Source organism: Bacteroides graminisolvens DSM 19988 = JCM 15093 (assembly GCF_000428125.1).
In the GTDB taxonomy this organism is placed as follows: domain Bacteria; phylum Bacteroidota; class Bacteroidia; order Bacteroidales; family Bacteroidaceae; genus Bacteroides; species Bacteroides graminisolvens.
In genome coordinates, this window is record NZ_ATZI01000015.1 from 20250 (window position 1) to 46803 (window position 26554).

Consider the following 26554-nt stretch of genomic DNA (forward strand, 5'->3'; position numbering starts at 1 on the left):
TGCAAATATAGACTTTTGCCCCGATTATACATCCTTTTTATGGATAAAAAAAAGAAAATGGTTTATTATAAACCCGCACATTTAACCATATTTAGCAATATTCGGTTAATAACCACAATTCATTTATCCTTTTGCAAGGATACATAAAAAAAGAGAGAAAAGAACATTATGAACTTATAATTGTTATATTTTAACTTCAATTACAAACCCAAAAAGAAAAAAAATGGAACTATCAGAATTAAAGCCTGAATCAGTATTTTATTATTTCAGCGAAATATGCAAGGTCCCCAGGCCTTCCAAAAAAGAAGAGAAAATTATATCTTATCTGGAAAACTTCGCAGCTGAACAAAAGCTTGAGATTAAAAAAGATGAAGTAGGTAATATATTAATAAAGAAACCCGCTACACCCGGAAAAGAAAATTTAAAGACTGTGGTTCTACAATCGCACGTTGATATGGTATGTGAGAAGAATAATGATGTAGAACACGACTTCCTTACCGATCCCATTGAAACGATCATTGACGGTGAATGGTTAAAAGCGAAAGGAACAACTTTGGGTGCTGATAATGGAATTGGGGTAGCTACCGAATTAGCCATACTAGCCGCTAATGACATTGAACACGGTCCCATAGAATGTTTATTCACGATTGATGAGGAAACAGGATTAACCGGTGCATTTGCCCTGAAAGAAGGCTTTATGAGTGGTGACATATTATTGAATCTCGATTCTGAAGATGAAGGCGAACTTTTCATCGGTTGTGCCGGCGGAATAGACTCTGTAGGCGAGTTTCACTATCGTGAAGTGCCTGTTCCTACCGGATATTTCTTTTTCCGTGTCGATGTAAAGGGTTTAAAAGGCGGTCATTCAGGTGGTGATATCCACTTAGGTCGTGGAAATGCCAACAAGATTCTGAACCGTTTCTTAAGTCAGACTGCCAAGAAGTATGATATGTATATCTGTGAAGTAAACGGAGGTAATCTTCGTAACGCTATTCCCAGAGAGGCTTATGCTATATGTGCTGTGCCTCATGATGCCAAAGAGCCGGTTCGTGTTGACCTCAATATTTTCATCGCCGATATTGAAAATGAATTTGCTGTTTCCGAGCCGGATTTAAAGTTGACTCTTCAATCGGAAACACCTCGCAAAATGGCTATAGACCAAGATACTTCTTCACGTTTACTGAAAACGCTTTATGCAGTGCCTCATGGGGTATATGCAATGAGTCAGGACATACCGGGTTTAGTTGAAACATCAACAAATCTGGCATCTATAAAAATGATAGACAGTAAGAAGATCAAAATAGAAACCAGCCAACGCAGTTCTATCCTTTCAGCCAGAAATGACATGGCCAACACTGTAAGGGCAGCTTTCGAACTAGGAGGAGCACGCGTTTCCTTCGGCGAAGGTTATCCGGGATGGAAACCAAACCCTCATTCTGAAATTCTGGAAATTGCAGTAGCCTCTTACAAACGCCTCTTTGGAGTTGATGCGAAGGTGAAAGCCATTCACGCCGGACTGGAATGTGGCCTTTTCCTTGATAAATATCCCGGACTGGACATGATTTCTTTTGGCCCCACATTAACAGGAGTGCACTCACCGGACGAGCGAATGCATATTCCATCAGTTGAGAAATTCTGGAACCATTTGCTTGATGTTTTGGCTAATGTTCCGACCAAGAAATAAAACAGCATACTGATTGTACAATCCTGAAAGGTTATTTGATAAAGATACAAATTGATCTTATCAAATAACCTTTTTTGTTACCCTAACAATGACCTTAAAGTCTATGAAAACACGAATAGTAGTATGTTGTTTTATTTGTTTTCTATCTGTTCCGACTCAAGCGCAGCATATTGATTCCTTACGTATTATGTTCTGGAATGTAGAGAACCTATTTGATTGCAAACATGATTCTCTCAAACAAGACCAAGAATTCTTGCCCGAAGCCTTACGGCATTGGCACTATGGACGGTATAAAAAGAAGTTAGCAGATGTTGCACGCACCATTGCTGCCGTTGGAGAATGGAAACCGCCCCTATTAGTTGGGTTGTGTGAAGTCGAAAACGACAGTGTATTAAGGGATCTGACACGCTACTCTCCATTAAAACAATATGGTTACCGATACGTAATGACTAACTCTCCCGACAATCGGGGGATTGACGTTGCCTTGTTATATCAGCGGGGGCATTTCAAATTAATCAATCACAGAAGCATACGCATTCCATGTCTCCATGCCAAAGAACGACCAACAAGAGACATTCTCCATGTAACGGGAGTAACCTTGAACCTCGACACATTACATGTATTCGTTGTACACACCCCTTCAAGGTCGGGCGGACAAAAGGCTTCAGAACCAAGGCGATTACAAGTAGCTCAAATCATCAAAGATGCAACTGATAGTTTGTTTCAAACATCTCCGGATTCGAAAATTATTATCATGGGTGATTTCAATGATTATCCGCATAACAAATCAATAGCCATGGTACTTGGTGCAACAGCTCCCATCCCACCCCTGAAGACCAATAAACTATATAACTTACTGGCCTCTCAGAGTAAGCAAAAAGAGGTGGGGTCCTATAAATATAAAGGAGAATGGGGCTTACTGGATCAATTAATCGTATCGGGAGCACTCCTCGACTCAAATGGCAGCACGCATACTTCTGAAGAGATGGCGCACATAGCCAGACTCACCTTTTTACTAACAGAAGATGCCAAATACGGTGGTGTGCAACCGTTTCGGACTTACAACGGGATGCGTTATCAAGGTGGATTAAGTGATCATCTGCCAGTGTACTTGGACCTGAAGGTCAAAACTCAATTCTAGAACAGAAGCGAAGATTTTCATTAAAAAAACGGGGCAATCTAATTCTTAGACCGCCCCGTTTTAAGTTATACAATAATAATTCAAAATTATCCGTTTACCTTTTTATAATCTTCCAGGAACTTAGCCAAACCGGCATCCGTTAGCGGATGATTGAGCAAACCTTTAATGGCACTCAGCGGACAAGTTGCAACGTCGGCACCTGCTTGCACGCACTCAATAATATGTTTGGTGTTGCGAATAGAAGCCGCCAGCACCTGAGTGGTATATCCATAATACCGGTACATTTCAACAATCTGAGCAACAAGCGCAATTCCATCTTCACTGATATCATCGAGTCTGCCTACAAACGGTGAAACGTAAGCAGCCCCTGCCTTAGCAGCCAATAAAGCCTGTCCAACGGAAAAGACCAAAGTACAATTCGTTCGGATGCCATGTTCGGTAAAATACTTAATCGCCTTAATGCCCTCCGCAATGCAGGGAACCTTTACTACAATATGAGGATTAAGAGCAGCCAGTTCAAGTCCTTCTTTAATCATGCCTTCGTAATCAGTAGCAATTACTTCAGCACTCACATCACCTTGTACTATGTTGCATATTTCGACATAATGTGCACGTTGATTTTCAACCCCTTTGATACCCTCTTTAGCCATTAAAGAAGGATTCGTTGTTACTCCGTCAAGAACTCCCATATCGTGGGCTTCTTGTATCTGACTGAGATTAGCCGTATCAATAAAAAATTTCATGATATATTGATTTAAAAATTAAACACTAATTATATCATGTAACAGTCTTGAGAAGAACTTGTTCACAAAAAAAGTCCTTATTGAGCGTCAAGCTTTTAACGAGACTTCTTCAATACCAACCTGTTTGTAATGTTTGCAGGCAGTTCATTTTCATAGTGAGTAACCATAATCAAGGTTTTATTCTGGCGCCGGCAAAAGGCTTCAATAATCTTTTTCACCCTTTTACGATTAAAGGTATCTAACCCATGAAGAGGTTCATCCAGAATCAACAGTTCGGGGTCTTTCACGAAAGCTCTTGCCAGCAAGGCCAGCCGCTGTTCGCCGGAAGATATTTGCAGAAACATCTTGTCTTTTAACGAAGAGATTCCAAACACCTGCATCCACCATTCGCAAATAGCCATTTGCTCGGGCAGGGGACGTTTATACAATCCGATGGAATCATGCAATCCCGACGCAACGATTTCAATAACCGGCAAGTTTTTCAAATAAGCCCGATGCATTTCGGGTGACACATAACCAATGTGTTTCTTGATTTCCCAAATGCTCTCTCCCGTTCCTCTTTTCCGTCCGAAAAGACTGATGTCACAAGCGTACGACTGTGGGTTATCAGCACAAACCAGACTTAAAAGTGTGGATTTCCCGGAACCGTTTTCACCACTTAAAGCCCATTTCTCACCCAAGTTGACCACCCAGTCGAGCTCCTTCAAAATGGTACGGTCTCCATAACGAATGCTCACTCCATTGAGTTTCACCACTTCGGCCGATTCGTAATCCGTGCGTTGGTAAGGCAAATCAAGAATAGCTTGTTGCACTTCACTGCAATCATCTTCCGAAAGATGCAGACTCAGTCCATTGAGGTAGTCCGTGCGCGTTTGCTTTTCCCCCACATTTCCATGAAAGACGGGGAGCACATGAGTAATAAAATCGGGCACATCGTCGACCATGGAAAGCACCAGAACAATTTGTAAATCAGACAGGCGGGTGACACGTTTCAGTAAATCATGAAGCAGCTCGCGTGCCGATGCATCCAAACCGATAAAAGGATTATCCATAAGTAATACCCGCGGTGAAGTAAGCAAGGTTTTAGTCAGCTGGAACTTACGCAACTCACCGCTCGACAGCAAAATAATTTTCTTATCGAGCAACGATTCCATATTGAATAAAGCAAAAAGCTCTTCTTTTAACGCCACATTGTCCGTCTCACCCAGCAAGTCGCCCACTGTAGGCGCATCTTCCTGATCATGTGCATTCCATCTTTGCTGATAATAGTAATTGGCATCGGCGGCACCATACGAATCACGAAAAGTGATGTACTTCACATTGTCGTAAACCGTCTGCGTATCCGACGGTGAAAAATCATACGAAACAGAGCCTTCCTTCAACGGATATTTCCCCAAAAGGGTGTCAATGAGCAAACTTTTACCGGCACCATTGGGGCCTACAACGGCAAGATGCTCGCCTTGCAACAAAGAAAAGTCAATCGGTTTGGCCAAACGTACAAGCGGATTACGGGCAACGCCCTGATGCATGGATATGATATCGTGTTTCATGATTTTTGATGTCTATCGGATAAATATTTGCAAAAATAGATAAATGAGGGGTCATATTCAAAGAAACATCGTGCCAAAATTCATACCTTTGCGTAATAAGTAACACCTGAGACGATGAAGTACAAACTATTAGTTCTTGATGTTGACGGGACTCTTCTCAACAAAGAGAAGGAGATTAGCCCCCGTACTCTCTCCACATTGCTTAAAATACAGCAAATGGGAGTTCGAATCGTATTGGCATCGGGCCGACCTACATTCGGAATCAGGCCAATTGCCTTAAAGTTGGAGCTCGATAAAAACGATGGCTTCATACTTTCTTATAACGGCGGACAAATTATCAGTATGCAAAAGGAGGAGTTGTTGTTTGAAAAACGCATCAATCCCGAAATGCTTGCGTACTTGGAGAAGAAAGCTACAGAAAGCGGATTCGATGTCTTTACGTATCATCAAGATAAGATTTACACCAATAATCCGTTCAACGAATACATTACCCGCGAAGCCCATATCAACCGGATGGGTGTTTTGAGTTTCGAGAATCTGGCACCGCACATTGACTTCGCACCCTGTAAGTTCATGATTGCCGGTAAGAGGGAAGATCACCTCATCAAACTGGAAGAGCGTTGGAAAAAGCGTTTGAACGGGGTTTTGGATGTCTTTCGTTCCGAGCCTTATTTTCTGGAAGTGGTTCCTAATTTCATTGATAAAGCCAACACCTTGGGGGTGCTGTTAGAGAAACTGTCCGTTAAGCCCGAAGAAGTAATGGCGATAGGCGACGGCGTGTGTGACTTCTCCATGATTCAGCTGGCCGGATTAGGCGTAGCAATGGGAAATGCTCAAGATTCGGTGAAGGCCTGCGCGGATATTGTAACCACTTCCAACGACGAAGACGGCGTGGCACTAGCTGTTGAGAATAACATTCTGGCCGAAATTCATCCGTCGGAAATTCCTCTAGATGAACTAAACGCCCGGGCACGCCACGCTCTGATGGGCAATTTGGGGATTCAATACACGTATGCATCCGACAAACGAATTGAGGCTACCATGCCGGTTGACGAGCGAACGCGCCAGCCTTTTGGCATTTTGCACGGCGGAGCAACGCTCGCTTTAGCTGAAACCGTAGCCGGATTGGGTTCCATGATTCTCTGCAACCCCGACGAGTTTGTTGTGGGAATGCAAGTCAGCGGAAACCACATATCATCCGCTCACGAAGGCGATACGGTGAGGGCTGTAGGCACCATCATTCATAAAGGACGTTCCTCGCATATTTGGAATGTGGATGTATTTACGTCGACCGACAAGCTGGTATCGTCCGTACGTGTAGTTAACAGCATACTTAAAAAGAGATGAGCCCAAAAGAAAAGTTATACGGTGATATTATAGATAGCTTAGCCAACCGGAACATAAGCTTTGCCTTGTATCGGGCGCCCGAAGATAAGAGTTTTCACTTCTTGGCACAAACCACCGGCCACATCCGGACGTTTTACGACCTGAAGGAACTGAACGGAGAGCAAGGTTTTGTCATAGCTCCCTTTCATTCGGGCAGCAACAAGCCCATTGTTCTCATTCAACCGGATTGTTTGGAGCTTGAGAAATTAGCAGCCACTCCTTGCGAGCCATTGAACGAACTCGATGATGCTTTCGAAGAAAGCAACCGAGACGCTTCAAAAAAAGAATACACCCGGAAATTTCACGCTTTTGTGCAACCACTGCAGGAGAAGGAGTTTGACAAGCTGGTGCTATCTCGTTCAACAACCTTGCGGAGAGAAGCTACTTTTTCTCCGGCTGCTGCCTTTTTCCGGGCAAGCAAACGATACACACATTCTTATGTGTATCTTTGTTACACCCCGCAAACAGGCATGTGGTTGGGAAGCACTCCCGAGATTATTCTGTCGGGCGAGCAAGGTTCGTGGAGCACCACCGCCCTGGCCGGAACGCAATCGTTGCAACAAGGAGAATTACCCATTAACTGGGACAGCAAAAACAAAAAGGAACAGCAATTGGTCGCTTCTTACATACGAAGACAACTTCAAACGTTACACATTCAGCCCACGGAGAAAGGTCCTTATGCCGTTCGTGCCGGAGAGCTTGCTCACCTGAAAACCGACTTCCACTTCGCTCTCCAAGAAACAAATTCACTGGGCGATATGTTAAAGTTATTGCATCCCACTCCGGCAGTATGCGGCTTGCCCAAAGAGAAGGCATATCGGTTTATCTTAAGTCAGGAAGGGTACGACCGTAGTTATTATTCGGGCTTCATTGGGAACCTGAACCCTTCGGGCAGAACTGATTTATACGTAAACTTACGATGCATGCACATCGGTAAGGAACGGCTAACGCTGTATGCCGGCGGCGGACTGCTGCCCACTTCGAAGTTAGCCGACGAATGGAATGAAACGGAAAAGAAGCTGCAAACCATGCTGGCCATTACAAACAACTGAAAATAACAACCTATGTACTCCGATAAAAAGAACATCCTTCAACTGGTAGCGCTTCTGAAAGCGCACGGCGTAACGAAAATAGTATTGTGCCCCGGCAGCCGTAACGCACCGATCATTCACACGTTGGTTACGCATCCGGATTTCACCTGTTATTCAATGACTGATGAGCGAAGTGCAGGCTTTTTCGCTATCGGACTAGCGCTGCATGGCGGTAAGCCGGCAGCGGTATGCTGTACTTCGGGTACGGCGTTGCTAAACCTGCATCCGGCTGTGGCCGAGGCTTTTTATCAGCAGGTGCCGCTGGTTGTTATATCGGCCGACCGCCCCGCGGCATGGATCGGACAAATGGACGGACAAACGTTGCCTCAACCGGGTGTATTCCAATCGCTCGTAAAGAAATCCGTTAACTTACCGGAGATACATACGGAGGAAGACGAATGGTATTGCAACCGACTGATCAACGAGGCGCTTCTGGAAGTAAACCATCACGGTAAAGGACCGGTACACATCAACGTGCCTCTGGCGGAACCTCTGTTCCAATTTACCACCGAAACATTGCCCGAAGTACGCGTAATGACCCGCTACCAAGGGTTGAACGTGTACGACCGCGACTACAACGACCTCATTGAGCGGCTGAACAAATACAAGAAACGAATGGTCATTGTGGGACAAATGAGCCTGATTTATCTGTTCGAAAAGAAATATTCCAAGCCTCTTTATAAACAGTTTACATGGCTCACCGAGCACATAGGCAACCAAACCGTACCGGGCATTCCCATCAAGAACTTTGATGCCGCACTGTATGCCATGGATGAAGAGACACAAGAAAAAATGGTGCCCGAACTGGTGATTACCTACGGCGGACATATTGTTTCCAAACGTCTGAAGAAATACCTTCGGGAACATCCGCCTGTGGAGCATTGGCACGTATCGGCAGACGGTTCGGTGACCGATTTATATGGTTCGCTCACTACCATCATCGAGATGGACCCGTTTGAATTTCTGGAGAAGATTGCTTTTCTGCTCGAAAACAACACACCCGATTATCCGCGGCTATGGGAAAACTATTGCAAGGACATACCACTGCCCCAGTTCCCCTACTCGGAAATGTCGGCCATTGGGAGCCTCATCGGTTCCTTGCCTCTGCAATGTGCGCTGCATTTGGCCAACAGTTCGGTCATTCGTTATGCCCAGCTATTCCCGGTATCAAATAGCATTGAAGTGTGTTGTAACCGCGGAACAAACGGAATAGAAGGATCATTGTCTACCGCCATCGGCTATGCGGTGGCCTCGGAGAAGCTAAACTTTATCGTTATCGGAGACCTTAGTTTCTTTTACGACATGAATGCTATCTGGAACCGGAACATTGGGAACAACATCCGCATCATGCTGCTCAATAATGGTGGAGGCGAAATTTTCAACACACTGCCCGGACTGGAAATGTCGGGGCGCTCGCATCAGTTCATTACTGCCGTGCACACCACATCCGCCAAAGGATGGGCAGAGGAAAGAGGTTTTCTTTACCTTCGGGCGGAAGATGAAACTCAGCTGGAGGAAGCCATGAAAACCTTCACTCAGCCCGAGATGCTTGCACAACCTCTCTTAATGGAAGTTTTTACCAACAAGAATAAAGACTCCCGCATACTAAAAGACTATTATCACCAACTAAAAAAATAAATATATGAGTACATCTAGAGAATGGACTACCATCAAAGAATACGAAGAGATTCTGTTTGACTATTATAACGGAATTGCCCGCATCACCATCAACCGCGAGCGTTACCGCAATGCCTTTACGCCCACAACGACCGGTGAAATGAGTGATGCTTTGCGCATCTGCCGTGAAGAAGCCGATATTTGGGTGGTTGTCATTACCGGTGCAGGCGACAAAGCGTTCTGCTCGGGTGGTGATCAAAATGTGAAAGGAAGAGGCGGATACATTGGTAAGGACGGGGTTCCCCGCCTCAGCGTGCTCGATGTGCAAAAGCAAATTCGCTCCATCCCCAAGCCGGTCATTGCCGCTGTTAACGGATATGCTATTGGTGGCGGACATGTGTTGCACGTGGTTTGTGACCTTTCCATCGCATCGGAGAATGCCATCTTCGGACAAACAGGACCTCGCGTGGGGAGCTTTGATGCCGGATTTGGTTCTTCTTACCTGGCACGTGTGGTAGGACAAAAGAAAGCCCGTGAAATTTGGTTCCTCTGTCGCCAATACAATGCGCAAGATGCGTTGAACATGGGCTTGGTCAACAAAGTGGTTCCGCTGGAACAGCTCGAAGATGAATACGTACAGTGGGCAGAAGAAATGATGTTGCTTAGTCCGCTGGCCCTGCGCATGATTAAAGCCGGTTTGAACGCCGAGCTGGATGGTCAGGCCGGTATTCAGGAATTGGCAGGCGATGCCACCATGCTTTATTATTTGACGGACGAAGCGCAAGAAGGGAAAAACGCTTTCCTCGAGAAACGGAAACCCGACTTCAAGAAGTTCCCCAAATTACCTTAATCAATTCCCGAATCTAACTGTTTCGTGATGTATAACATTCAAATAACTCCCCGCCTGCTGCACTTCAAACAGCCGGCGGGGACTTCAAGAGGCGTTTACAACACCCGCAAAGTGTGGTACATAGAAATTTCTTCTATGGAAAACCCTTCCATAAAAGGCATAGGCGAATGTGCACCTTTGCCAAACTTAAGTTGTGACGATGTTCCCCAGTACGAAGAAGTACTGCAACAGGCATGCAGCAGAGTAGCCCGGGAAGGCAACATCCCAACCGAATCGTTGCGCAATTATCCATCCATCTTGTTCGGATTAGAAACCGCTCTGCGTCATTATGAAACAGAAAGTCTGGCTTTATGGGACACTCCTTTTTCACGAGGCGAAGCGGGTATTCCCATCAACGGACTGATATGGATGGGAAACTTCGAGGAAATGTACCGGCAAATCGAAGCTAAAATGGAGGCCGGTTACCGCTGCATCAAGTTAAAGATTGGTGCCATTGACTTCGATGCGGAGCTAACACTGCTGAAACACATACGCTCTCGCTTCAGCGTAAAGGATATCGAGTTGCGCGTTGATGCCAATGGAGCTTTCTCACCCGCAGAAGCCATGCATAAGCTCGACGCATTGTCTAAGTTAGATTTGCATTCCATTGAGCAACCCATACGGGCGGGACAATGGGAGGAAATGGCTCGGTTAACAGCCCGCACGCCCCTGCCCATCGCACTCGATGAAGAACTGATAGGGCACAACTTACCTGAAATTAAGAAAGAACTTCTCTCAGCCATTCGTCCGCAATACATCATTTTGAAACCTTCTCTGCACGGAGGCATCTGCGGCAGCAATGAGTGGATTGCAGAAGCCGAAAAGCAAAACATTGGCTGGTGGGTAACCTCGGCACTTGAATCGAACATCGGGCTCAACGCCATTGCTCAATGGTGCGCCACGCTACACAATGCGTTGCCTCAGGGCTTGGGAACCGGGCAACTATTTACCGATAACATTGACCTGCCACTTGAAATCCGAAAAGATTGCTTGTGGTTTTGCGCTGAAAAGCCATGATTACAGAAGAAAGAACACAGTCCATTACACTGAACGGCATTACGTACAATGCCCAGGAAATCAAAGAACTGAACCAATCGGTTACGGACGAGCCGCCTGTTATCCTCAGAGATCTCTATGCTTTTCTGGACGACTGGTATTCGCCCTCACCTACCCTGGTTGTGCACACATCGGGCTCAACAGGAACGCCCAAACCAATCACTGTATTGAAAGAGCAGATGATAAAGAGCGCGCAGCTGACTTGCGATTATTTGCAATTAAGGCGGGGAGACACCGCTTTGCTATGCATGCCTCTGCAATACATTGCCGGCAAAATGATGGTAGTGCGGGCACTGGTAGCGGGTTTGAATCTGCTGATCAGAGAACCTTCCGGGCACCCGTTGGCGCATCTTCACTCCCCTTTGCGTTTTGCTGCTATGATACCGCTGCAAGTGTACAACTCACTTCAAAACCCGGCCGAGCGACAAGCTTTGTGTGGCATCGAACAACTCATTATTGGTGGCGGAGCCATTAACTCTTCTCTGGAAGAGGAAATAAAAACATTACCGGGGGCGGTTTATTCAACGTACGGCATGACCGAAACCCTATCGCACATTGCCCTGCGGCGCCTCAACGGTCCCAATGCCTCATCACATTACCAACCTTTTGAACAGGTGAAGTTGTCCTTATCCGACCAAGGGACTTTGGTTATTGATGCGCCTTCTGTATGCGCAGAACAGCTTGTGACCAATGATGTAGCCCGTATTTTCGACGACGGAAGTTTCACGATTCTGGGAAGGAAAGACAATATAATCAATACGGGAGGAGTCAAGGTGCAAACCGAATGGGTGGAGGAGCAACTGCGCCCGCTCATCGGGACAGACTTTGCCATCACCTCGGTACCGCACAGTCAACTCGGTGAAGCTGTTGTGCTACTTCTCAAACATGCTGAGAATATAAATACAGATACGCTCCGAACACAGATGGATGAATTCTTGCCGAAGTATCATTCGCCCAAATACATTTTAATAACGCATAGCATACCGCAGACCGGTAGCGGTAAGATAGACCGGGCGGGCTGCAAAGAGCTTGCCCAAAGATTGATGGAACAGCATTGATCGGCTACACAAAGGATTTTAATCGGCACGTTTACAACAATTTTATTGCTGGTGAACAAATGTCATATACACCCGGGTGTACAGACCTTGTACACCCCCATGTATGATACTTGTACACCCGGATGTACAGCCTGTGTACACCCGGGTGTATATAAGATTTTGCCACGAGGAAATAAAGAAAAGCTAACCAGCTTATTTCTCCATCTCAATATCGATATTAGTACTGTCCCACTTGCACATTTGTCCGGTTGCGGCATCAACCACAAAACCCGGCCAGAACAAGATATTTATCACTGCAACCGCATCAAATTTCGTATCTAACTTCAAAGGCGTGGGACGGTAGCCTTCTTTCTTAGCAATCAAGTACTTGCTGGAAAGTTCTTTTTTGATACGTACTGACGTAGTATTGTTGTCCTTAATCTCGGCAATCTTCACCCCATCATCATAAATCTTGATGCCATTTTCGCCATTGAAGGTTATGGCTTGTTTAGATGGAGTAAAAAGAGTACAACAAGACGACAGCAACATGGCCGGCAAAACAAATAAAAGAATCTTTTTCATATTAGTATGTATTAAAATTAGTAAGTGCTAGTTTACCAGGGCTTCTGTTATCGTTGATAATTGTTAAGTCTTAGCTATAGCTTTTGCAAAAATCCATAAAAAAAGGATAAAACACAAACGATTCTATCCTTTTTTTATTCTTAATCTTTCATTTCGTCTCTGATTACGGCCATCATACCTTCCACCTGTGCCAAGGCAAGCATCCGTCCGTGAAAAGAATATCCGGGATTGTAACCTTTATCGGCATCGTCAAGCATCAATCGGCCATGATCCACTCGCATAGGCAAGTCGGCACGCTCTTTCTCAAAAATGCGAACCAGATCAACCAAATGTCCGCGACCCTCCAGATGAGAAGCTTCGATGAAGTTTCCATCGGGCGTAGCGTTTGTGCTACGCAGATGCACAAAATGAGTACGCGAGGCAAAGCGACGGGCTAGTTGAGGCACGTCATTATGAAGTCCGGCACTCAGTGAACCGGCGCAAAAGGTAAGTCCATTGTGCGGATTATCTACAGCCTGCAAGAACCAATCGATATCTTCCGCACTGGTTACAATGCGGGGCAATCCCAATACCTGATAAGGAGGATCATCGGGGTGAATGCACATGTTGATGCCCCACTCTTCGCACACCGGCATAATGGCAGCAAGGAAATAGCGCAAGTTCTCACGCAATCCGTCCCGGTCGATGCCGTTATACAACTGAAGCAGGCGTTTAAAAATAGCAACCGGATTTTGATCGCCTTCTTTTATATTACCGTTAACGAACCCCTGTGTCTTCACGATAATCGTATCAACCAGTTCATCCTTTTCTGCCTGCGTTATGGTCCGATCAAGTTCGTCAACCTGACGCAATTCATCGGCAGTATAATCAGACTCGGCATGTTCTCTGTTCAGTATCTTACAGTCAAAGTAAGCAAAGCGGATCTTATCAAAATAGAGCGACGAGGTACCATCGGCCCAAGGGTGAGCCAGATCCGTGCGAATCCAGTCGATCACCGGCATAAAGTTATAGCAAACGGTGGTAATGCCTGCACGGCCTAAGTTGGCCAGACTGATTTTATAATTCTCAATCAGTTCGTCGCGCTGAGCACCTCCGTATTTGATCGATTCGGAAACGGGCAGACTTTCAACGACCGACCACTTCAGGCCGAATGATTCAATATACTGTTTCATTTCCGTGATGGCTTCGAAGCTCCACACTTCGCCATTGGGAATATGATGAAGGGCTGTAACAATGCCCTCCACTCCTATTTGTTTAAGCATGGGAAGTGTAATCTTATCACCCTTCCCAAACCATCTCCATGTTTTCTCCATGATACTAAGTTCTTTTTATGAAGCAAAGTTACGCATTATTTATCGGGGAGCATTCTCGTGGTTGGAAATATGGAGCTTAAATCTTTTCAGACTGTCCAAATCATGCACGGGTCTTTCCAATTCATGCGGTATAGGCATTTGGCTATATTGTTGAAAATAAAGTAAGCAGCCGTCTTTCCACCACATGGCATCACGCGTTTGAATCTTCAATCGGCGTTGCACCTCTTTGAAACGGTTGCTGTCAACCAAGCCTTCAAAAGCATCCCATGTTTTTTGGAATGAACGAGTCTGCTGTAATCCTTTATCATAAGTATAACAGAGTTCTTCCCAAAGCGTACGCCCGTTCTTCATTTTAAAATCCCACGGCACATGATGGAACCACAGAATCAAGTTCTCGGGACACGTTTGCACATCATCATACAAATCACACAATGGAGACTGATACTGTGCCACCGCATTGCTACCCGTCTTACTGCGATCGAAACCGACTCCAACCTTATCAGCCTTATGATAATAGCCCGGCAACCAGTCGGCACGCGCTCCCGGCACTTCGCACCAAGGTTCGGGTCCGTAATGATGTCCGAAAGCAAATATATGATGCAAGCCCAGTGGCATCATATAATTCACGGCAGCCTCACGAGATTCCATCATCATTTTTTCGGTAGCCGACAAAAAAGAAGCAGAGCTTGCAGCATCCGGGAAGGTCTGCTTCAGCCATTCGTCTGCTATTTGTTCCGAAGACAATTCATGATTCCATGCCAAACGGCCAAATGCATACCAGTTAGATTGGGCAAACGTGTGTCCGCACCAATTATCCTCGTCGCCGATATTAGCCACTCCTGCCATAGCAGTCAGCGCATGAGGGTAAACAGATCCATCGGTAACACGCGCCACAGTAGAGCCTTTGCCTTTTTGATACGTATCACTTTCCAGACATTCCTTCCACATGGGAGCCAAATAAACCAGATGATTAGAGAAGCCCAAGTATTCTTGGGTAATCTGAAACTCGGGCATAACCGGTGTCTTTTTCATGGCGCCGAACAGCGGACTAAACGGTTCGCGCGGCTGAAAATCAATCGGTCCGTTTTTCACCTGAACAATCACGTTATCATGAAATTGCCCGTCGAGAGGCATAAACTCCTGATATGCCTGCTTGGCACGATCCTGATCTCCGGGATTATACACAAAAGCCCTCCACATAACAATACCCTTATGCGGTTTCAAAGCCTCGGCAAGCATATTGGCTCCATCGGCATGCGTACGCCCAAAGTCCTGCGGACCGGGCAACCCTTCGGAGTTAGCTTTCACTAGAAACCCTCCAAAGTCGGGAATCAGTTTATAAATCTCGTTGACTTTATCAATCCACCATTTGCGCACATTCTTATCCAGAGGATCCGAAGTAGACAGTCCGCCCAGTTCGGCAGGTGATGAGAAGTTAATAGACAAGTATACTTTGAGTGCGTAGGGACGGAACACGTTGGCCAAAGCCTGCACTTTCTGTAAGTATGCAGCAGAGAGCACTTCCGGACTTGCATTCACATTATTCAGTACCGTACCGTTGACTCCGATCGAAGCATTGGCACGGGCGTATGCTTCATAACGCGGAGACAGAGTTGCCGGCAGTTCGTCCCAATTCCACAACGAGCGACCCGCGTAACCCCGTTCAATCGTGCGGTCCAAATTGTCCCAATGATTCAGTATACGTATTTTATAAGATGGAGATTCTTTGATGTCGAGCCGGTTCATCGATGCCCCCGTCTGCTGCATGCGCAACAGTTGAAAGACTCCATACAAAAGACCGGCATCACCTATTGAACTGATTGTGATACTCTTACCATCTGTAGCTGTCCGAATCCAATAGCCATCGCCACCCAGTCCACGTTCAACTTTACTTTTGTCGACCTTGAGCACCACCGGCACGCCACGCCATCCGTGTTTCAACTCAGCAACAGCCACTTGAATGGTTGGTGTCATTTTACGAGTTATCACTTCAGCGGCTGTTTTCGGTGCAGGCATCCGAAGCCATAAACTATCTGCTTCACTAGCATACGAACCCGATGCTAAACAACAAAATATCAGTAAACAGAAAAATCTAATCATCCTAACATGTATTTGGTATAACAAACTATTTTATCAATCAAACGGATAAATCACTCCCCACTCTTTTCTTAATTGATCCATCAACTTCATGATACGCAATGTTTCAGCGTGAGGCATATAAGGAGATTCAATCCAACCTTCTCGTAAGGCTTCTATACAAGCATACACCTGGTACTCGTATCCCGTAATTTGTGGCGGACAATTATAATGAGCTAACATTTCATAATCACCCGACACTACGGTAACCCGTTGGGGATTATTTATGTTTTCAATAATAAGATGTCCTTTGGTTCCCGAAATAATGCCCTGCCTGTCGCTCATACACTCCATAGAACTATGCAACACCGCCATTTTATGATCTTTAAAGATAAGAGTTATGGCATTCTGAGAGTCAACTCCCGTATCCGTCTTTACACAAGTAGAAACAACTTTTTCAATCTCCGTGCCAAAGACCATGGATGCAAAATTCAGCGTATAAACACCTAAATCAAGCAATGCTCCACCAGCCAGAGCAGGCTGCAACATACGCTCTTTGTAACCGATGGGATACCCTAAATTGGCAGTTAGCATAGTAGGTTCCCCAATAACACCATTTGACACAAATTCATTAATGGTGCGCGACAGAGGCATGTAACGAGTCCAAATGGCTTCGGTAATGAAAACATTTCTTTCACGAGCCAAATTTAGCAATTCTTCTGCCTGAGCAGCATTTGCAGTGAAGGCTTTTTCGCATAAGACAGCTTTTCCCTTCAACAAACACATTTTAGCGTGCTCGTAATGATGAGAATGAGGAGTAGCAATGTAAACCAAATCAATATGTTCGTCTTGTAGCATTGCCTCGTAAGAAGAAAAAGAGTTCGCAATTCCCCATTTTTGAGCAAAAGCCTTGGCTCTGTCAGCGTCTCGTGAAGCAACTCCATAAGCAATCACATCATCGCCCATTCCTTGGAGGGTAATCGCCATTTTTTCGGCAATCCAACCGGTTCCTATAATTCCTATTCTAACCGTTTCAAACATATATTATTCTTTCATGCATTCAAACTCATTCTCACTAAAGCTTATTTCAGGAACAAAAAAGTTGGGGGAAATTACTTCCCTCCCCCTTCAATGGTCTTGATAGAGCCATCGGCATTGTATTCAAGTTCGCAAACCTTCAAGCTGCGAAGCCAAGTACGTCCGCCAGAGGGCACACTGTCATGATGAAACAAATACCATTTTCCTTGAAATTCACAAATAGCATGATGCGTAGTCCATCCTACCACCGGAGTAAGTATAACACCCTGATATGTAAATGGCCCGTACGGATTATCACCAATTGCATAGCAAAGCTGATGAGTGTCACCGGTAGAATATGAGAAATAGTATTTACCATTATATTTATGTACCCACGATGCCTCAAAGAAGCGACGATTATTATCACCTGCCGTAAGAGGTTTGCCATTCTCATCAAGTATAACAACAGGACGAGGCTCTTCTGCAAATTCAAGCATGTTATCGGCTAGTTTGGCAATTCTGGAAGGAATGGCAGGTTCGTTATCAGCAGGGAATTCAGCACACTCCAACGCCTTGTTATTCTTATAACGTTGCAGCTGACCGCCCCATAAACCACCAAAATACATGTAGTAATTACCATCACCGTCATCGAGTATGGCAGGATCAATACTGTAGCTTCCCTTCATCGGATCGGGCTGAGCAATAAAAGGACCTTCGGGTTTGTCGGCCACGGCTACTCCTATTCTAAAAATATCCGTTTGATCCTTTAACGGGAAATACATATAATATTTTCCGTCTTTACAAGTACAATCACAGTCCCACAGCTGGCGTCCTGCCCAAGGAATATCTTTCACATCAAGTACCACTCCGTGGTCAGTAACCGGACCATCTATCGTTTCCATCGAAAAGACATGGTAATCTTTCATATCGAAATGATCACCGTTATCATTCTCGGGTATGCCACTCTCCCGGTCATGCGACGGATAAATGTATAGTTTACCATTAAACACATGCACAGCCGGATCGGCCATATAATCTCCAGGAACTAAATATTTGGCTTTATTTTCCATAATGATACCTTTCATTTAAAATCCAAACAACGTTGGACGATTTATACTTCATATTAATTTCTCTATATTATATCAAATGCTTTGCTATTGGAATGAAGACAAAGCTGCAACTTTATCCTACTGTCTTCTTTCGCAGCTAGATTCGTTCATGTACAAATATGATTTTTTATATCCGCCACAATCAATCACAATTTTCTCTAGCACCACAGCCGGGTTCAACGGTTTAAAATCAAGAATGTAAGTGCCATCCTCAGATACAGGAAGTTCCAAAGTAACTTCTTTCTCTATCACCCGGCGAGCTACCGTAGGATAGAACACACTATACACATTCTCCGGCAATTCATTCAGGTTATGATTGAAGTTAACAGTCTCCTCATTACCGCCCCTGAAGCCTACAGTATACTTGTGCCCTTTCACATCCTGAAAAGCGAGCGTAGACTTAACGACAACGATTACCTTAACCGTCTTCATGCCCTTGGCCTCTAGCGGCAGAGTCATCTTATACGAAAGCGAAGCACCGTTCACAGGCGATGTATAAGGCATCAGAGTTACAGCGCTTAAGAAGCGCCCCATATCAGGTATTATCTTCCATTCAGTACCTTGTGGAGCTTTATTCTCAAAGAAATGTTCAGCTTCCATTGCTACGTATCCATCTTTACCGGTAAAGACATAGCCACCCACAGCTTTTTCAGGTTCAGCAATGCGGAATACCTCAGGTAGCTTGTCGGCAGGGAAATTATCATTCCATATTGTATATCCGATATGCTTTTGTATCATCATGTTCTTCCACTTTCCATCGGCCATCACATTATTATAATCATAACTCAGAGCCTTGTCGCGTGCAAAACACTTCTCAACCTGGTTGGCCCAATGGTTAGCCATGGGATTATTTTCTGCATAAAGCTTATGATTCATAGCTTGTGCATAATACATTTCATAAAGGTTAGACATAGCCTGAACCGGGAAAAGCAACAACTGTTTGTAAGCATCTCTATACTCGGAAGCCAAAGACATGTACTGGCGCAAGGCCTCAGCCTCCAGGCGCGTATAATCATCGGCCACCTGCTTCCATTCGCCGGTTTCCAGATTGTAAGTCTTGGCATCCAGCATTTCCGGAGTAACTCTACCGTTATACTTACTATACAGATTAAGGATCCTGGCAGCCTCATCCGCCTGCTCCTCGCCGAAAGCCTGAGCACAAAACTTACGAGGATGCTTCATAAAGTTCTCCGCAGTATAAGCATCCGGATTCCATGCCATATCAAGGAATAGAGTGATAGGATATTCCATGGGCTTAAGGTCGCCCACATTCAGAACCCACAGTTTTTCGACACCATATTCGTATGCCAGATGCAACTGTTCCCACATTCCCTGTATAGGAGTTACATTCAACCATTTCGTATTACGCGGAGCACCTACATAGTCCACATGATAATACAATCCCCATCCTCCGGGACGGTTACGTTCTTTTTCAGCTGGCAAACGACACACATTGCCCCAATTGTCATCACACAGAAGCATAATAACATCATCGGGCACACGCATACCTTTATCGTAATAATCGAGTACCTCTTTATAAAGAGCCCACACTTGAGGAGTTTCCTTAGCAGGCTTGCCCGTTACATTCTGAATTATCTTTCGTTGATTTTCAACAACAGTTTCAAGAAGCTTCACGTTAGTAGCATCAGACATGGCAGCATCACCATCGCCACGCATACCGATAGTAACCACATCTTCTGTATTCTTCATTCTTTCTATCCCCTCCTGAAAGAACTGATCCAGCACCTTCTTGTTGGTTGCATAATTCCACGCTCCATGCTCATTGCGTTTTCTAGTCCATTCTTGATGATTGCGCGCCATTGGTTCATGATGAGAAGTACTGATTACCACTCCCATTTCGTCGGCAGTTTTACTGTTGAGAGGATCATCACCATAGAATGCCCAGCTCCACATGGCAGGCCATAAGAAGTTACCTTTCAGACGGAGAATAAGTTCAAATACATCACTATAAAAACGATGGCCACCAAAATCGGTTCCATAATGTTGCTTTACCCATCCGGTGAGACACGGAGCTTCATCATTCAAAAAGATTCCCCTATATTTTACAGCCGGTTCCCCATCGGTATAGACACCCGGCATTACATAAGCCTCCGTTTGCTTCACCACAGGTACATCCATCCACCAATACCAGGGCGACACACCCATTTGTTCAGCCAGTTCATACACACCATATATAGTACCACGACGGTCGCTACCGGCTATTACCACAGCTTTCTCCACCCCTTGAAGTGGATTGTTTACTGTAGTGATGATAAACTTCTCATTCTTATTCTCAAGTTGCTTCTTATCGAGTTTCTTAGCCTTGATAAGCTGCTTGATATACGTAGACTCCAAGCTACCTACTATGATACAGTTTTCCGAGGAAGTATTTTTTAATAACTGAGGCTTCATGCCGCACACACGGTTAAAGTCTTCTATAAGATTATTAACTGCTATTCTTATCCCTTTCTGATCCTTTTCATCTAGAAGGATATTTACCACTTTTCCGCTGCCGATTATCTGAAAAGCTCCATCGGCTTTCCGGAAAGTCACAAATTGATCTGCTGCATACGTGGTTAAACAAAACAATAAAAGCGCAAAGGTTGAACAAAGTTTCTTCATACGTATATAACCTTTATTATTTACTTTTGTTATTACTAGCTTCATTGATCATTTCATTCACAAAAGGTTTTGGCTGATAATTCCGATCAAACAGCACTGGATAATCCGTACGACCTTTCATCGGCCAGTCATTTCTCCATGAGTCGGCATCCGTAGCTCCCCAGACGGTAACACGAGTCACCTTATCACTGTGTTTGATGAAGAGTTTGAAGAATTCGCTCATTCGGTCATTCCATGCCTTTGAGACGGAATCGGGCAACATGTCGGGGTAAGGATTCATTTCCTTCTGGTAATCAAAATTAGCAGAAACATCGGCACCTACATTGGGCGCCGGAGGAGGGAGAATGGTCAGATCAAGTTCGGTAATCATCACCTTAACGCCGGTCGCAGCAAAAGCTAACAAGCTAGTCTCAAAATCCTCCACCTTAGGAAATTCCATTGTGAAATGTCCCTGCATCCCCACAGCGTCAATCCGAATGCCTTTTGCTTGTAGTTTCTTAACCATATTGACCACTGCGTCTCTACGGCCTTTGTGCGCCATGGAGTAGTCATTATAATACAACTCAGCATCTGGATCCGCTTCATGCGCAAACTGAAAGGCCAAAGGTATATAATCTTCACCCAATATTTCATAAAACTTTGTTTGGCGATAAGAGCCATCATCTTCAAACGCCTCATTCACCACATCCCATCCTTTAATTTTACCTTTATAGCGACTCACAACGGTAGTGATATGCTCTTTCATACGTTCTGTAAGCACTTCCTTTGATACATTCTTACCATTCTCGTCCACACAGAACCAAGGTGCCAGCTGTGAATGCCATATTAATGTATGCCCAATTATATCCATGTTATATTTCTCTCCAAAAGCAACAAACCGGTCGGACTGAGTAAAATCATAGCGTCCCTCCTCAGGATGTATCACTTCACTTTTCATACAATTTTCTGGAGCTACAGAATTAAAATGCTTGATGATGAGTTGCGCACCCGCACTATCTCTTCCCGACGCCTGATTGTCATTAATAGCCACTCCCATCAAAAATTTATTGGCAAAAGCATCCTTCAGCGTTACTTCACTATTGCCCTTAGTACTTTTGCAACCTGACAAACAAACAAGGCCAAGTCCCGCCATTAAAATTAAATTTTGTACTTTCATAAAACAAGGTGTTGATGAATTATACTTTATTAGATCTTCGCACTGCAAGTTCTTGTTGAATCTTCTCATTAAAATGCTTGGATATAGGATAAAAGAGCAACGCCAAAACTCCCACAACGAAAGTAAGCGCAGGTATGATACTTGAACTGATACGGATTCCGAACAAAGCAGATTCTGTTTGAACCACGTTAGGAATAAAACCAAAGGAATCAACAATAGCTCCACAAATGGCACCCCCAATTCCTAAGCCGGCTTTCAAAGCGAACACAATACCTGCAAAAACAAAACCGGTTGCTCTCCGGTGATTAACCCATTCAGAATGATCGGCCACATCGCCCATCATAGCCCATAAAAGAGGAATAGTAGGTGCATAAGCCATACTCTTGAGCATGTTAATCACAAAAATAAGCCCTACACTTTTGGCATCTACAACGAAAAACAACGAGGTGAATACAGCCGTTAGAGCCAAACATACGATGAACACATTTCTCTTTCCAAATATGTTCGACAAATAGCCCGAAAGGAAAATCACTCCCAGAAGAGTTATAATTTGACCAACCATATTAAAGAGGCTATAACCTACTGCAAAAACATTGCTGTGATCGGGAAGCGCAATGAGTCCGAACGCATCTAAGAACTGATGCCACAATCCATAGGTATTTCCATCAACGGTAACCAAGCCAAAATGCTGCAAGAAATTAAAAAGAGAAGTCTTATCTACAAAATAATTAAAGTAGTAAGACATGCTGCTTCCCCACATAGCCAACGTAGTAAATAAGAATAGCGTAAGCACAAACATGGCTTTCCACGGACGGTTGGAAACAATATCTTTAAAATCTTGCTTGATTGAGTTTTTCTGGTTGGCCGGTGGAAGAATACGCTCTTTGGCAGAGAAGAATGTGATAACAAGTAAAACAACTGCCACAACGGCAAACAATGTAATCGTAACAAACCATCCTTTTTGTGCATCCCCTTGCCCGAACTTAGCAACCAGAGGCAACGTAAGCCCTTGTACAATGAAAGTAGCAATGGTTGCCGTTACAAAACGTATGGAAGATATGCTGGTGCGTTGCTTAATATCACTAGTCATGACACCTCCCAAAGAAGCATAAGGAGTATTGTTGAATGAATAAATAGCCATCAGCAAAGTATAGGTAACGCCGGCATAAATAATTTTGCCCCTCTCAGTCAAATCGGGTGTAGAAAAAGCCAATATAAAAAACAATGCAAACGGAATAGCTGTCCACAACACCCAAGGTCTGTATTTTCCCCAGCGGGTTTGCGTTCGGTCTGATAAGATGCCCACCACCGGATCGACAAAGGCGTCGAATACGCGGGCTACCAACAAGATCATTCCTGCTGCTGTTGCTTTAATACCGAAGACGTCCGTGTAGAAAAATAATTGGAACATCATCATCATTTGAAAGACCAGGTTCGCTGATCCATCACCCAGACTATAGCCAATTTTCTCGGCCATTGATACTTTCTGATTGGAGCTTTTCATTGCATTTTATTTTTTATGATTAATTATGTCTGTATATACATGCAAATTTAATTATACCCGTTGGCGGAATTAAATTAGTGCATATTTAATTTGTCCAATGGGTTTGTTATTAATCTTGTTTATATATTGAAGGATTGTAAGTGCACTAATTTTCCCCGTAATTCTGGTAAACAATCCTTCTGTTTGTTTTGCGTAATTTCTGATTATCATAAATTGATCGCATAATTGTGCAAAAAGCGTTTCAACCCTTTTCCTTGCTTTAGCAAATGGACTAAATACAGGTTTCCAATCTTTTTGATTCGACCGATATGGAACTTCCAACTTGATATTAGCTTTTTCAAATAAATCAAGTTGTATGGCTGCTCCAATATACCCACGATCACCGATGATGGTGCAATTCTGAAAGTTACACTTTACGTCTTTCAAATAATGAATGTCGTGAACACTCGCCTTTGTCAGGTCAAAAGAGTGTATGACACCGCTCAACCCACAGAGAGAATGTAATTTATATCCGTAATAATGTTTACCCTGTGAAGCACAATAGCCATAATTGGGAGCTTTATCATAATTATTCTTTCCCATTTTACAACGTTTTGACCTTATGGGACGACAGACTTCAATTGGCATAGAATCAATACAAAAAATAGCTTCTCCACCATCAACTTTTGATGCAATTCTTTCACGCACCTGATTACATAAGCCGATAGTGAGCTTCCTGCGATCATTATATTGACGACGGGATATGAGAGAAGAAAAATCATCTTTGTATTCATTTAATTTAGAAAACAAAAAGCTTTCACTATCGTAAGCGATCGGCTAACTCCGTCTATTAATTTTCAGTATGCCTTCCTATCTTTGCCAGCAAAACGAATATTATGGTATATTGGACATTAGATTATTTCAAGATCCTCTACAATGAATACACAGCCTCCGGTGTTAATGTTCGAGAGTTTTGCAGAGCGCGAGGCATTAAAGAGAATAGGTTCTATTATTGGATTAAAATGCTTAAAAGTCAAGCCTTATCCGCCTTGGATACTCCAAGAGAGTTTATTCCCATAAGTCCTGGGGCGGTCAATCGCCTTAAAACCTTAAGCTTATGTTTAGTCTTACAGCCTCAGATAGGTTTTATCTATACCCTTATCCTACTGATATGCGCAAGAGCTTCTATACCCTTAGTGGTATTGTTACCAATCAAATGGGAATGGATGTTCAAGATGGCGACGCGTTTGTCTTCATTAATAAGCTTTGTACAGCCATGAAGATACTTCACATGGAGTATGGTGGCTTGGTAATTTATCACATGAAGCTATGCGGTGGGCAGTTCTCTCTGCCTGAGATAGATTTTCAAGAGGGTAAAACGGTGTCGTATGAAACCCTTTGGAGTGATCTGGTTTTAATGGTCCAAGGCATAGATGCGCAGAAAGTCAAACATCGAAAAAGATGGATTCCAGAAAAGAAAAACACAGCTTCAAAAGCAAAATAATAACATAAAACAGTCATCAATTAGTATGGCTATTTCGCTTGTTTTTTGTATCTTTATATCGCTAAAACAAACGGATTATGCCCGAGAACACTATTGATAAAGATGAACTTATACGCCAATTAATGGCTGATCGTGATCGACTGTTTCGAGAGAACAGCCGGCTACGTACAGCTCAAAACATAGCTCCTGAAGGAGTACAGCAGGTTCATAATGAGCAATTAGCGGCAAAGGACACCCTAATCAATAAGAAAGAAGCGTTACTCCAGAAGAAGGATGTTCGCATTGCTCAGTTGGAAAAACAAGTGGACTATCTCAAGCGTCAACTATATGGAGGAAAAGCAGAGCGTTACATCAATCCTGATCCTCAGGCGCGACAGTTGGAACTGTTTGAGGGTGTTGGCCTATTACCCGGCGAAAAGGAAGCGGCTGCCCAATTAAACCAATTGCAAAGAGTTATGCCTCATCATCCTTGCTTGCTGACCTCATGGTAGATAAGTATGTTGACCATATTCCCTTTTATCGGCAACATAAACAGTTTGAGCGTTTAGGCATAAAAATCCCGGAGCCTACTATCCTAGGGTGGTTCCAGCAAGTAAGCGACTTACTGATGCCCTTGCACTTCCGATTATGGGAGTTGATGAAGAAAACCAATTATTTACAGTGTGACGAAACCACACTCCCAGTTGTGCGGAATGATAAACACAAGACAGTAAAAGGATACATCTGGCTTGTGCGAGATCCTATGTCCGGACGACAGTATTTCTACTGGGACAAAGGTTCTAGAAGTGGTGAGGTGGTGCTTAAGCTCTTCTGTGGATATCAAGGTGCTCTTCAAACAGATGGTTATGAGCCATACGAATTATTGGATGGCAAGAAAGGAGTTATCCTCTTATCTTGCTGGGCACATGCACGAAGAAAATTCTCTGATGCAATTAAGAATGATAAGGAACGGGCCGAAAAAGCCTTAGAGCAAATCCAGTTACTCTATGAGGTAGAGCGGCAGATTAAAGATCAGGCTCTTTCGTTTGAAGATACAGCTAAATTAAGAACACGTTTGGCTTACCCAATTCTGGTACGATTTGAAAAATGGTTGGTTGCAGAACACGCAAAAGTTATTAAAGGAAGTCCCATCGAAAAGGCGATTATGTACACCTATAAGCGCTTTAACAAATTATCACGCTACCATTTGGACGGTGCATATAATATAGATAATAATGGCATAGAAAATGCAGTGAGACCCGTAGCAGTGGGTAGGAAAAATTATTTATTCTGTCAGAATGATGATACCGCAGAAAGCACGGCTATCATTTATAGTTTCATGGGGTGTTGCAAAGCTGCCGGCGTAGACTTCCGCACATGGATGATTTACTTCTTAGACCATGTGCATGATTACGATGAAGACTACACTATGGATATAGCCGACTTACTCCCCGATAAGTTGAAAATGAAAGGATTGCTTTGAAATCCACGAAATCCAAGAGAATTGCGAAATCATCAA

The 26554-nt window shown here is 44.0% G+C and carries 19 protein-coding genes and 3 pseudogenes; 11 read left to right on the plus strand and 11 right to left on the minus strand.

Annotated features, from left to right (window positions below; all coding sequences use genetic code 11):
- The first annotated feature begins 223 nt into the window (after positions 1–223).
- Positions 224–1684 carry an aminoacyl-histidine dipeptidase gene (locus tag C511_RS0110265; protein WP_024997162.1) on the plus strand — a complete coding sequence of 487 codons (1461 nt, stop codon included), beginning with the start codon at positions 224–226 and terminating at the stop codon, positions 1682–1684.
- Between the two features lie 103 nt (positions 1685–1787).
- Positions 1788–2825: an endonuclease/exonuclease/phosphatase family protein gene (locus C511_RS0110270; RefSeq protein ID WP_024997161.1), complete on the plus strand. Its 1038-nt coding sequence runs from the start codon at positions 1788–1790 to the stop codon at positions 2823–2825.
- A gap of 86 nt (positions 2826–2911) precedes the next feature.
- On the opposite strand, the gene fsa is transcribed toward C511_RS0110270, so the two are convergent.
- A complete protein-coding gene (fsa, locus tag C511_RS0110275) occupies positions 2912–3568 on the minus strand; it encodes a fructose-6-phosphate aldolase (RefSeq protein ID WP_024997160.1) in 657 nt (218 codons plus the stop codon).
- 95 nt (positions 3569–3663) lie between these two features.
- Positions 3664–5118, minus strand: a complete 1455-nt coding sequence (locus tag C511_RS0110280; RefSeq protein ID WP_024997159.1) for an ATP-binding cassette domain-containing protein — start codon at positions 5116–5118, stop codon at positions 3664–3666.
- A gap of 114 nt (positions 5119–5232) precedes the next feature.
- Here C511_RS0110280 and C511_RS0110285 point away from each other — a divergent pair, with 114 nt between their 5' ends.
- Genes C511_RS0110285 through C511_RS0110310 form a run of 6 tightly spaced genes read left to right on the plus strand, consistent with a single transcriptional unit; the run spans position 5233 to position 12215 of the window.
- Positions 5233–6465, plus strand: a complete 1233-nt coding sequence (locus C511_RS0110285; protein ID WP_027318109.1) for a Cof-type HAD-IIB family hydrolase — start codon at positions 5233–5235, stop codon at positions 6463–6465.
- Entirely contained in the window at positions 6462–7556 is a 1095-nt protein-coding gene (locus C511_RS0110290) for an isochorismate synthase (RefSeq protein ID WP_027318110.1), read from the plus strand. Before C511_RS0110285 ends, C511_RS0110290 begins: the two co-directional genes overlap by 4 nt.
- Before the next feature lie 12 nt (positions 7557–7568).
- Positions 7569–9233, plus strand: a complete 1665-nt coding sequence (menD, locus tag C511_RS0110295; RefSeq protein WP_024997158.1) for a 2-succinyl-5-enolpyruvyl-6-hydroxy-3-cyclohexene-1-carboxylic-acid synthase — start codon at positions 7569–7571, stop codon at positions 9231–9233.
- 4 nt (positions 9234–9237) lie between these two features.
- On the plus strand, positions 9238–10062 hold the full coding sequence (gene menB / locus C511_RS0110300) for a 1,4-dihydroxy-2-naphthoyl-CoA synthase (RefSeq protein ID WP_027318111.1): 825 nt from the start codon (positions 9238–9240) through the stop codon (positions 10060–10062).
- 27 nt (positions 10063–10089) lie between these two features.
- Positions 10090–11118: an o-succinylbenzoate synthase gene (locus C511_RS0110305; protein WP_024997157.1), complete on the plus strand. Its 1029-nt coding sequence runs from the start codon at positions 10090–10092 to the stop codon at positions 11116–11118.
- On the plus strand, positions 11115–12215 hold the full coding sequence (locus C511_RS0110310; protein WP_027318112.1) for an AMP-binding protein: 1101 nt from the start codon (positions 11115–11117) through the stop codon (positions 12213–12215). Before C511_RS0110305 ends, C511_RS0110310 begins: the two co-directional genes overlap by 4 nt.
- Before the next feature lie 192 nt (positions 12216–12407).
- Here C511_RS0110310 and C511_RS0110315 read toward each other — a convergent pair whose 3' ends face one another.
- From C511_RS0110315 to C511_RS16650, 9 genes and pseudogenes are all read right to left on the minus strand, one after another.
- Positions 12408–12776, minus strand: coding sequence for a hypothetical protein (locus C511_RS0110315; RefSeq protein WP_024997718.1), 369 nt, complete (start codon positions 12774–12776; stop codon positions 12408–12410).
- Between the two features lie 140 nt (positions 12777–12916).
- Complete coding sequence (uxuA, locus tag C511_RS0110320; protein WP_024997719.1) at positions 12917–14089, minus strand: mannonate dehydratase; 1173 nt, start codon at positions 14087–14089, stop codon at positions 12917–12919.
- 39 nt (positions 14090–14128) lie between these two features.
- Positions 14129–16189, minus strand: a complete 2061-nt coding sequence (locus tag C511_RS0110325) for an alpha-glucuronidase (RefSeq protein WP_027318113.1) — start codon at positions 16187–16189, stop codon at positions 14129–14131.
- 33 nt (positions 16190–16222) lie between these two features.
- Complete coding sequence (locus C511_RS0110330) at positions 16223–17206, minus strand: Gfo/Idh/MocA family protein (protein ID WP_024997720.1); 984 nt, start codon at positions 17204–17206, stop codon at positions 16223–16225.
- Positions 17207–17277: 71 nt separating this feature from the next.
- Positions 17278–18252: a glycoside hydrolase family 43 protein gene (locus C511_RS0110335; protein ID WP_024997721.1), complete on the minus strand. Its 975-nt coding sequence runs from the start codon at positions 18250–18252 to the stop codon at positions 17278–17280.
- A gap of 117 nt (positions 18253–18369) precedes the next feature.
- Positions 18370–20913: a glycosyl hydrolase 115 family protein gene (locus C511_RS0110340; protein WP_024997722.1), complete on the minus strand. Its 2544-nt coding sequence runs from the start codon at positions 20911–20913 to the stop codon at positions 18370–18372.
- 16 nt (positions 20914–20929) lie between these two features.
- A complete protein-coding gene (locus C511_RS0110345) occupies positions 20930–22069 on the minus strand; it encodes an endo-1,4-beta-xylanase (protein WP_024997723.1) in 1140 nt (379 codons plus the stop codon).
- A 19-nt stretch (positions 22070–22088) separates the two neighbouring features.
- Positions 22089–23573: an MFS transporter gene (locus C511_RS0110350; RefSeq protein WP_024997724.1), complete on the minus strand. Its 1485-nt coding sequence runs from the start codon at positions 23571–23573 to the stop codon at positions 22089–22091.
- 69 nt (positions 23574–23642) lie between these two features.
- A pseudogene (locus C511_RS16650) lies at positions 23643–24386 on the minus strand (IS982 family transposase); the annotation flags it as partial.
- Positions 24387–24448: 62 nt separating this feature from the next.
- Here C511_RS16650 and tnpA point away from each other — a divergent pair.
- The 3 genes and pseudogenes from tnpA to tnpC form a co-directional block, all read left to right on the plus strand.
- Positions 24449–24616, plus strand: a pseudogene (tnpA, locus tag C511_RS18580) (IS66 family insertion sequence element accessory protein TnpA); the annotation flags it as partial.
- A 53-nt stretch (positions 24617–24669) separates the two neighbouring features.
- Complete coding sequence (gene tnpB / locus C511_RS0110365) at positions 24670–25056, plus strand: IS66 family insertion sequence element accessory protein TnpB (RefSeq protein ID WP_024997192.1); 387 nt, start codon at positions 24670–24672, stop codon at positions 25054–25056.
- A 77-nt stretch (positions 25057–25133) separates the two neighbouring features.
- Positions 25134–26518 (plus strand): annotated as a pseudogene (gene tnpC / locus C511_RS16655) (IS66 family transposase).
- The last annotated feature ends 36 nt before the right edge of the window (positions 26519–26554 follow it).

Coding starts and splice junctions, on each gene's coding strand:
- C511_RS0110305 (WP_024997157.1), top strand. CDS start 10,090: ATGTATAACATTCAAATAACTCCCCGCCTGCTGCACTTCAAACAGCCG.
- C511_RS0110315 (WP_024997718.1), bottom strand. CDS start 12,776: ATGAAAAAGATTCTTTTATTTGTTTTGCCGGCCATGTTGCTGTCGTCT.
- C511_RS0110340 (WP_024997722.1), bottom strand. CDS start 20,913: ATGAAGAAACTTTGTTCAACCTTTGCGCTTTTATTGTTTTGTTTAACC.
- menD (WP_024997158.1), top strand. CDS start 7,569: ATGTACTCCGATAAAAAGAACATCCTTCAACTGGTAGCGCTTCTGAAA.
- menB (WP_027318111.1), top strand. CDS start 9,238: ATGAGTACATCTAGAGAATGGACTACCATCAAAGAATACGAAGAGATT.
- C511_RS0110345 (WP_024997723.1), bottom strand. CDS start 22,069: ATGAAAGTACAAAATTTAATTTTAATGGCGGGACTTGGCCTTGTTTGT.
- uxuA (WP_024997719.1), bottom strand. CDS start 14,089: ATGGAGAAAACATGGAGATGGTTTGGGAAGGGTGATAAGATTACACTT.
- C511_RS0110290 (WP_027318110.1), top strand. CDS start 6,462: ATGAGCCCAAAAGAAAAGTTATACGGTGATATTATAGATAGCTTAGCC.
- tnpB (WP_024997192.1), top strand. CDS start 24,670: ATGTTTAGTCTTACAGCCTCAGATAGGTTTTATCTATACCCTTATCCT.
- C511_RS0110335 (WP_024997721.1), bottom strand. CDS start 18,252: ATGGAAAATAAAGCCAAATATTTAGTTCCTGGAGATTATATGGCCGAT.
- C511_RS0110280 (WP_024997159.1), bottom strand. CDS start 5,118: ATGAAACACGATATCATATCCATGCATCAGGGCGTTGCCCGTAATCCG.
- fsa (WP_024997160.1), bottom strand. CDS start 3,568: ATGAAATTTTTTATTGATACGGCTAATCTCAGTCAGATACAAGAAGCC.
- C511_RS0110330 (WP_024997720.1), bottom strand. CDS start 17,206: ATGTTTGAAACGGTTAGAATAGGAATTATAGGAACCGGTTGGATTGCC.
- C511_RS0110325 (WP_027318113.1), bottom strand. CDS start 16,189: ATGATTAGATTTTTCTGTTTACTGATATTTTGTTGTTTAGCATCGGGT.
- C511_RS0110270 (WP_024997161.1), top strand. CDS start 1,788: ATGAAAACACGAATAGTAGTATGTTGTTTTATTTGTTTTCTATCTGTT.
- C511_RS0110265 (WP_024997162.1), top strand. CDS start 224: ATGGAACTATCAGAATTAAAGCCTGAATCAGTATTTTATTATTTCAGC.
- C511_RS0110350 (WP_024997724.1), bottom strand. CDS start 23,573: ATGAAAAGCTCCAATCAGAAAGTATCAATGGCCGAGAAAATTGGCTAT.
- C511_RS0110310 (WP_027318112.1), top strand. CDS start 11,115: ATGATTACAGAAGAAAGAACACAGTCCATTACACTGAACGGCATTACG.
- C511_RS0110285 (WP_027318109.1), top strand. CDS start 5,233: ATGAAGTACAAACTATTAGTTCTTGATGTTGACGGGACTCTTCTCAAC.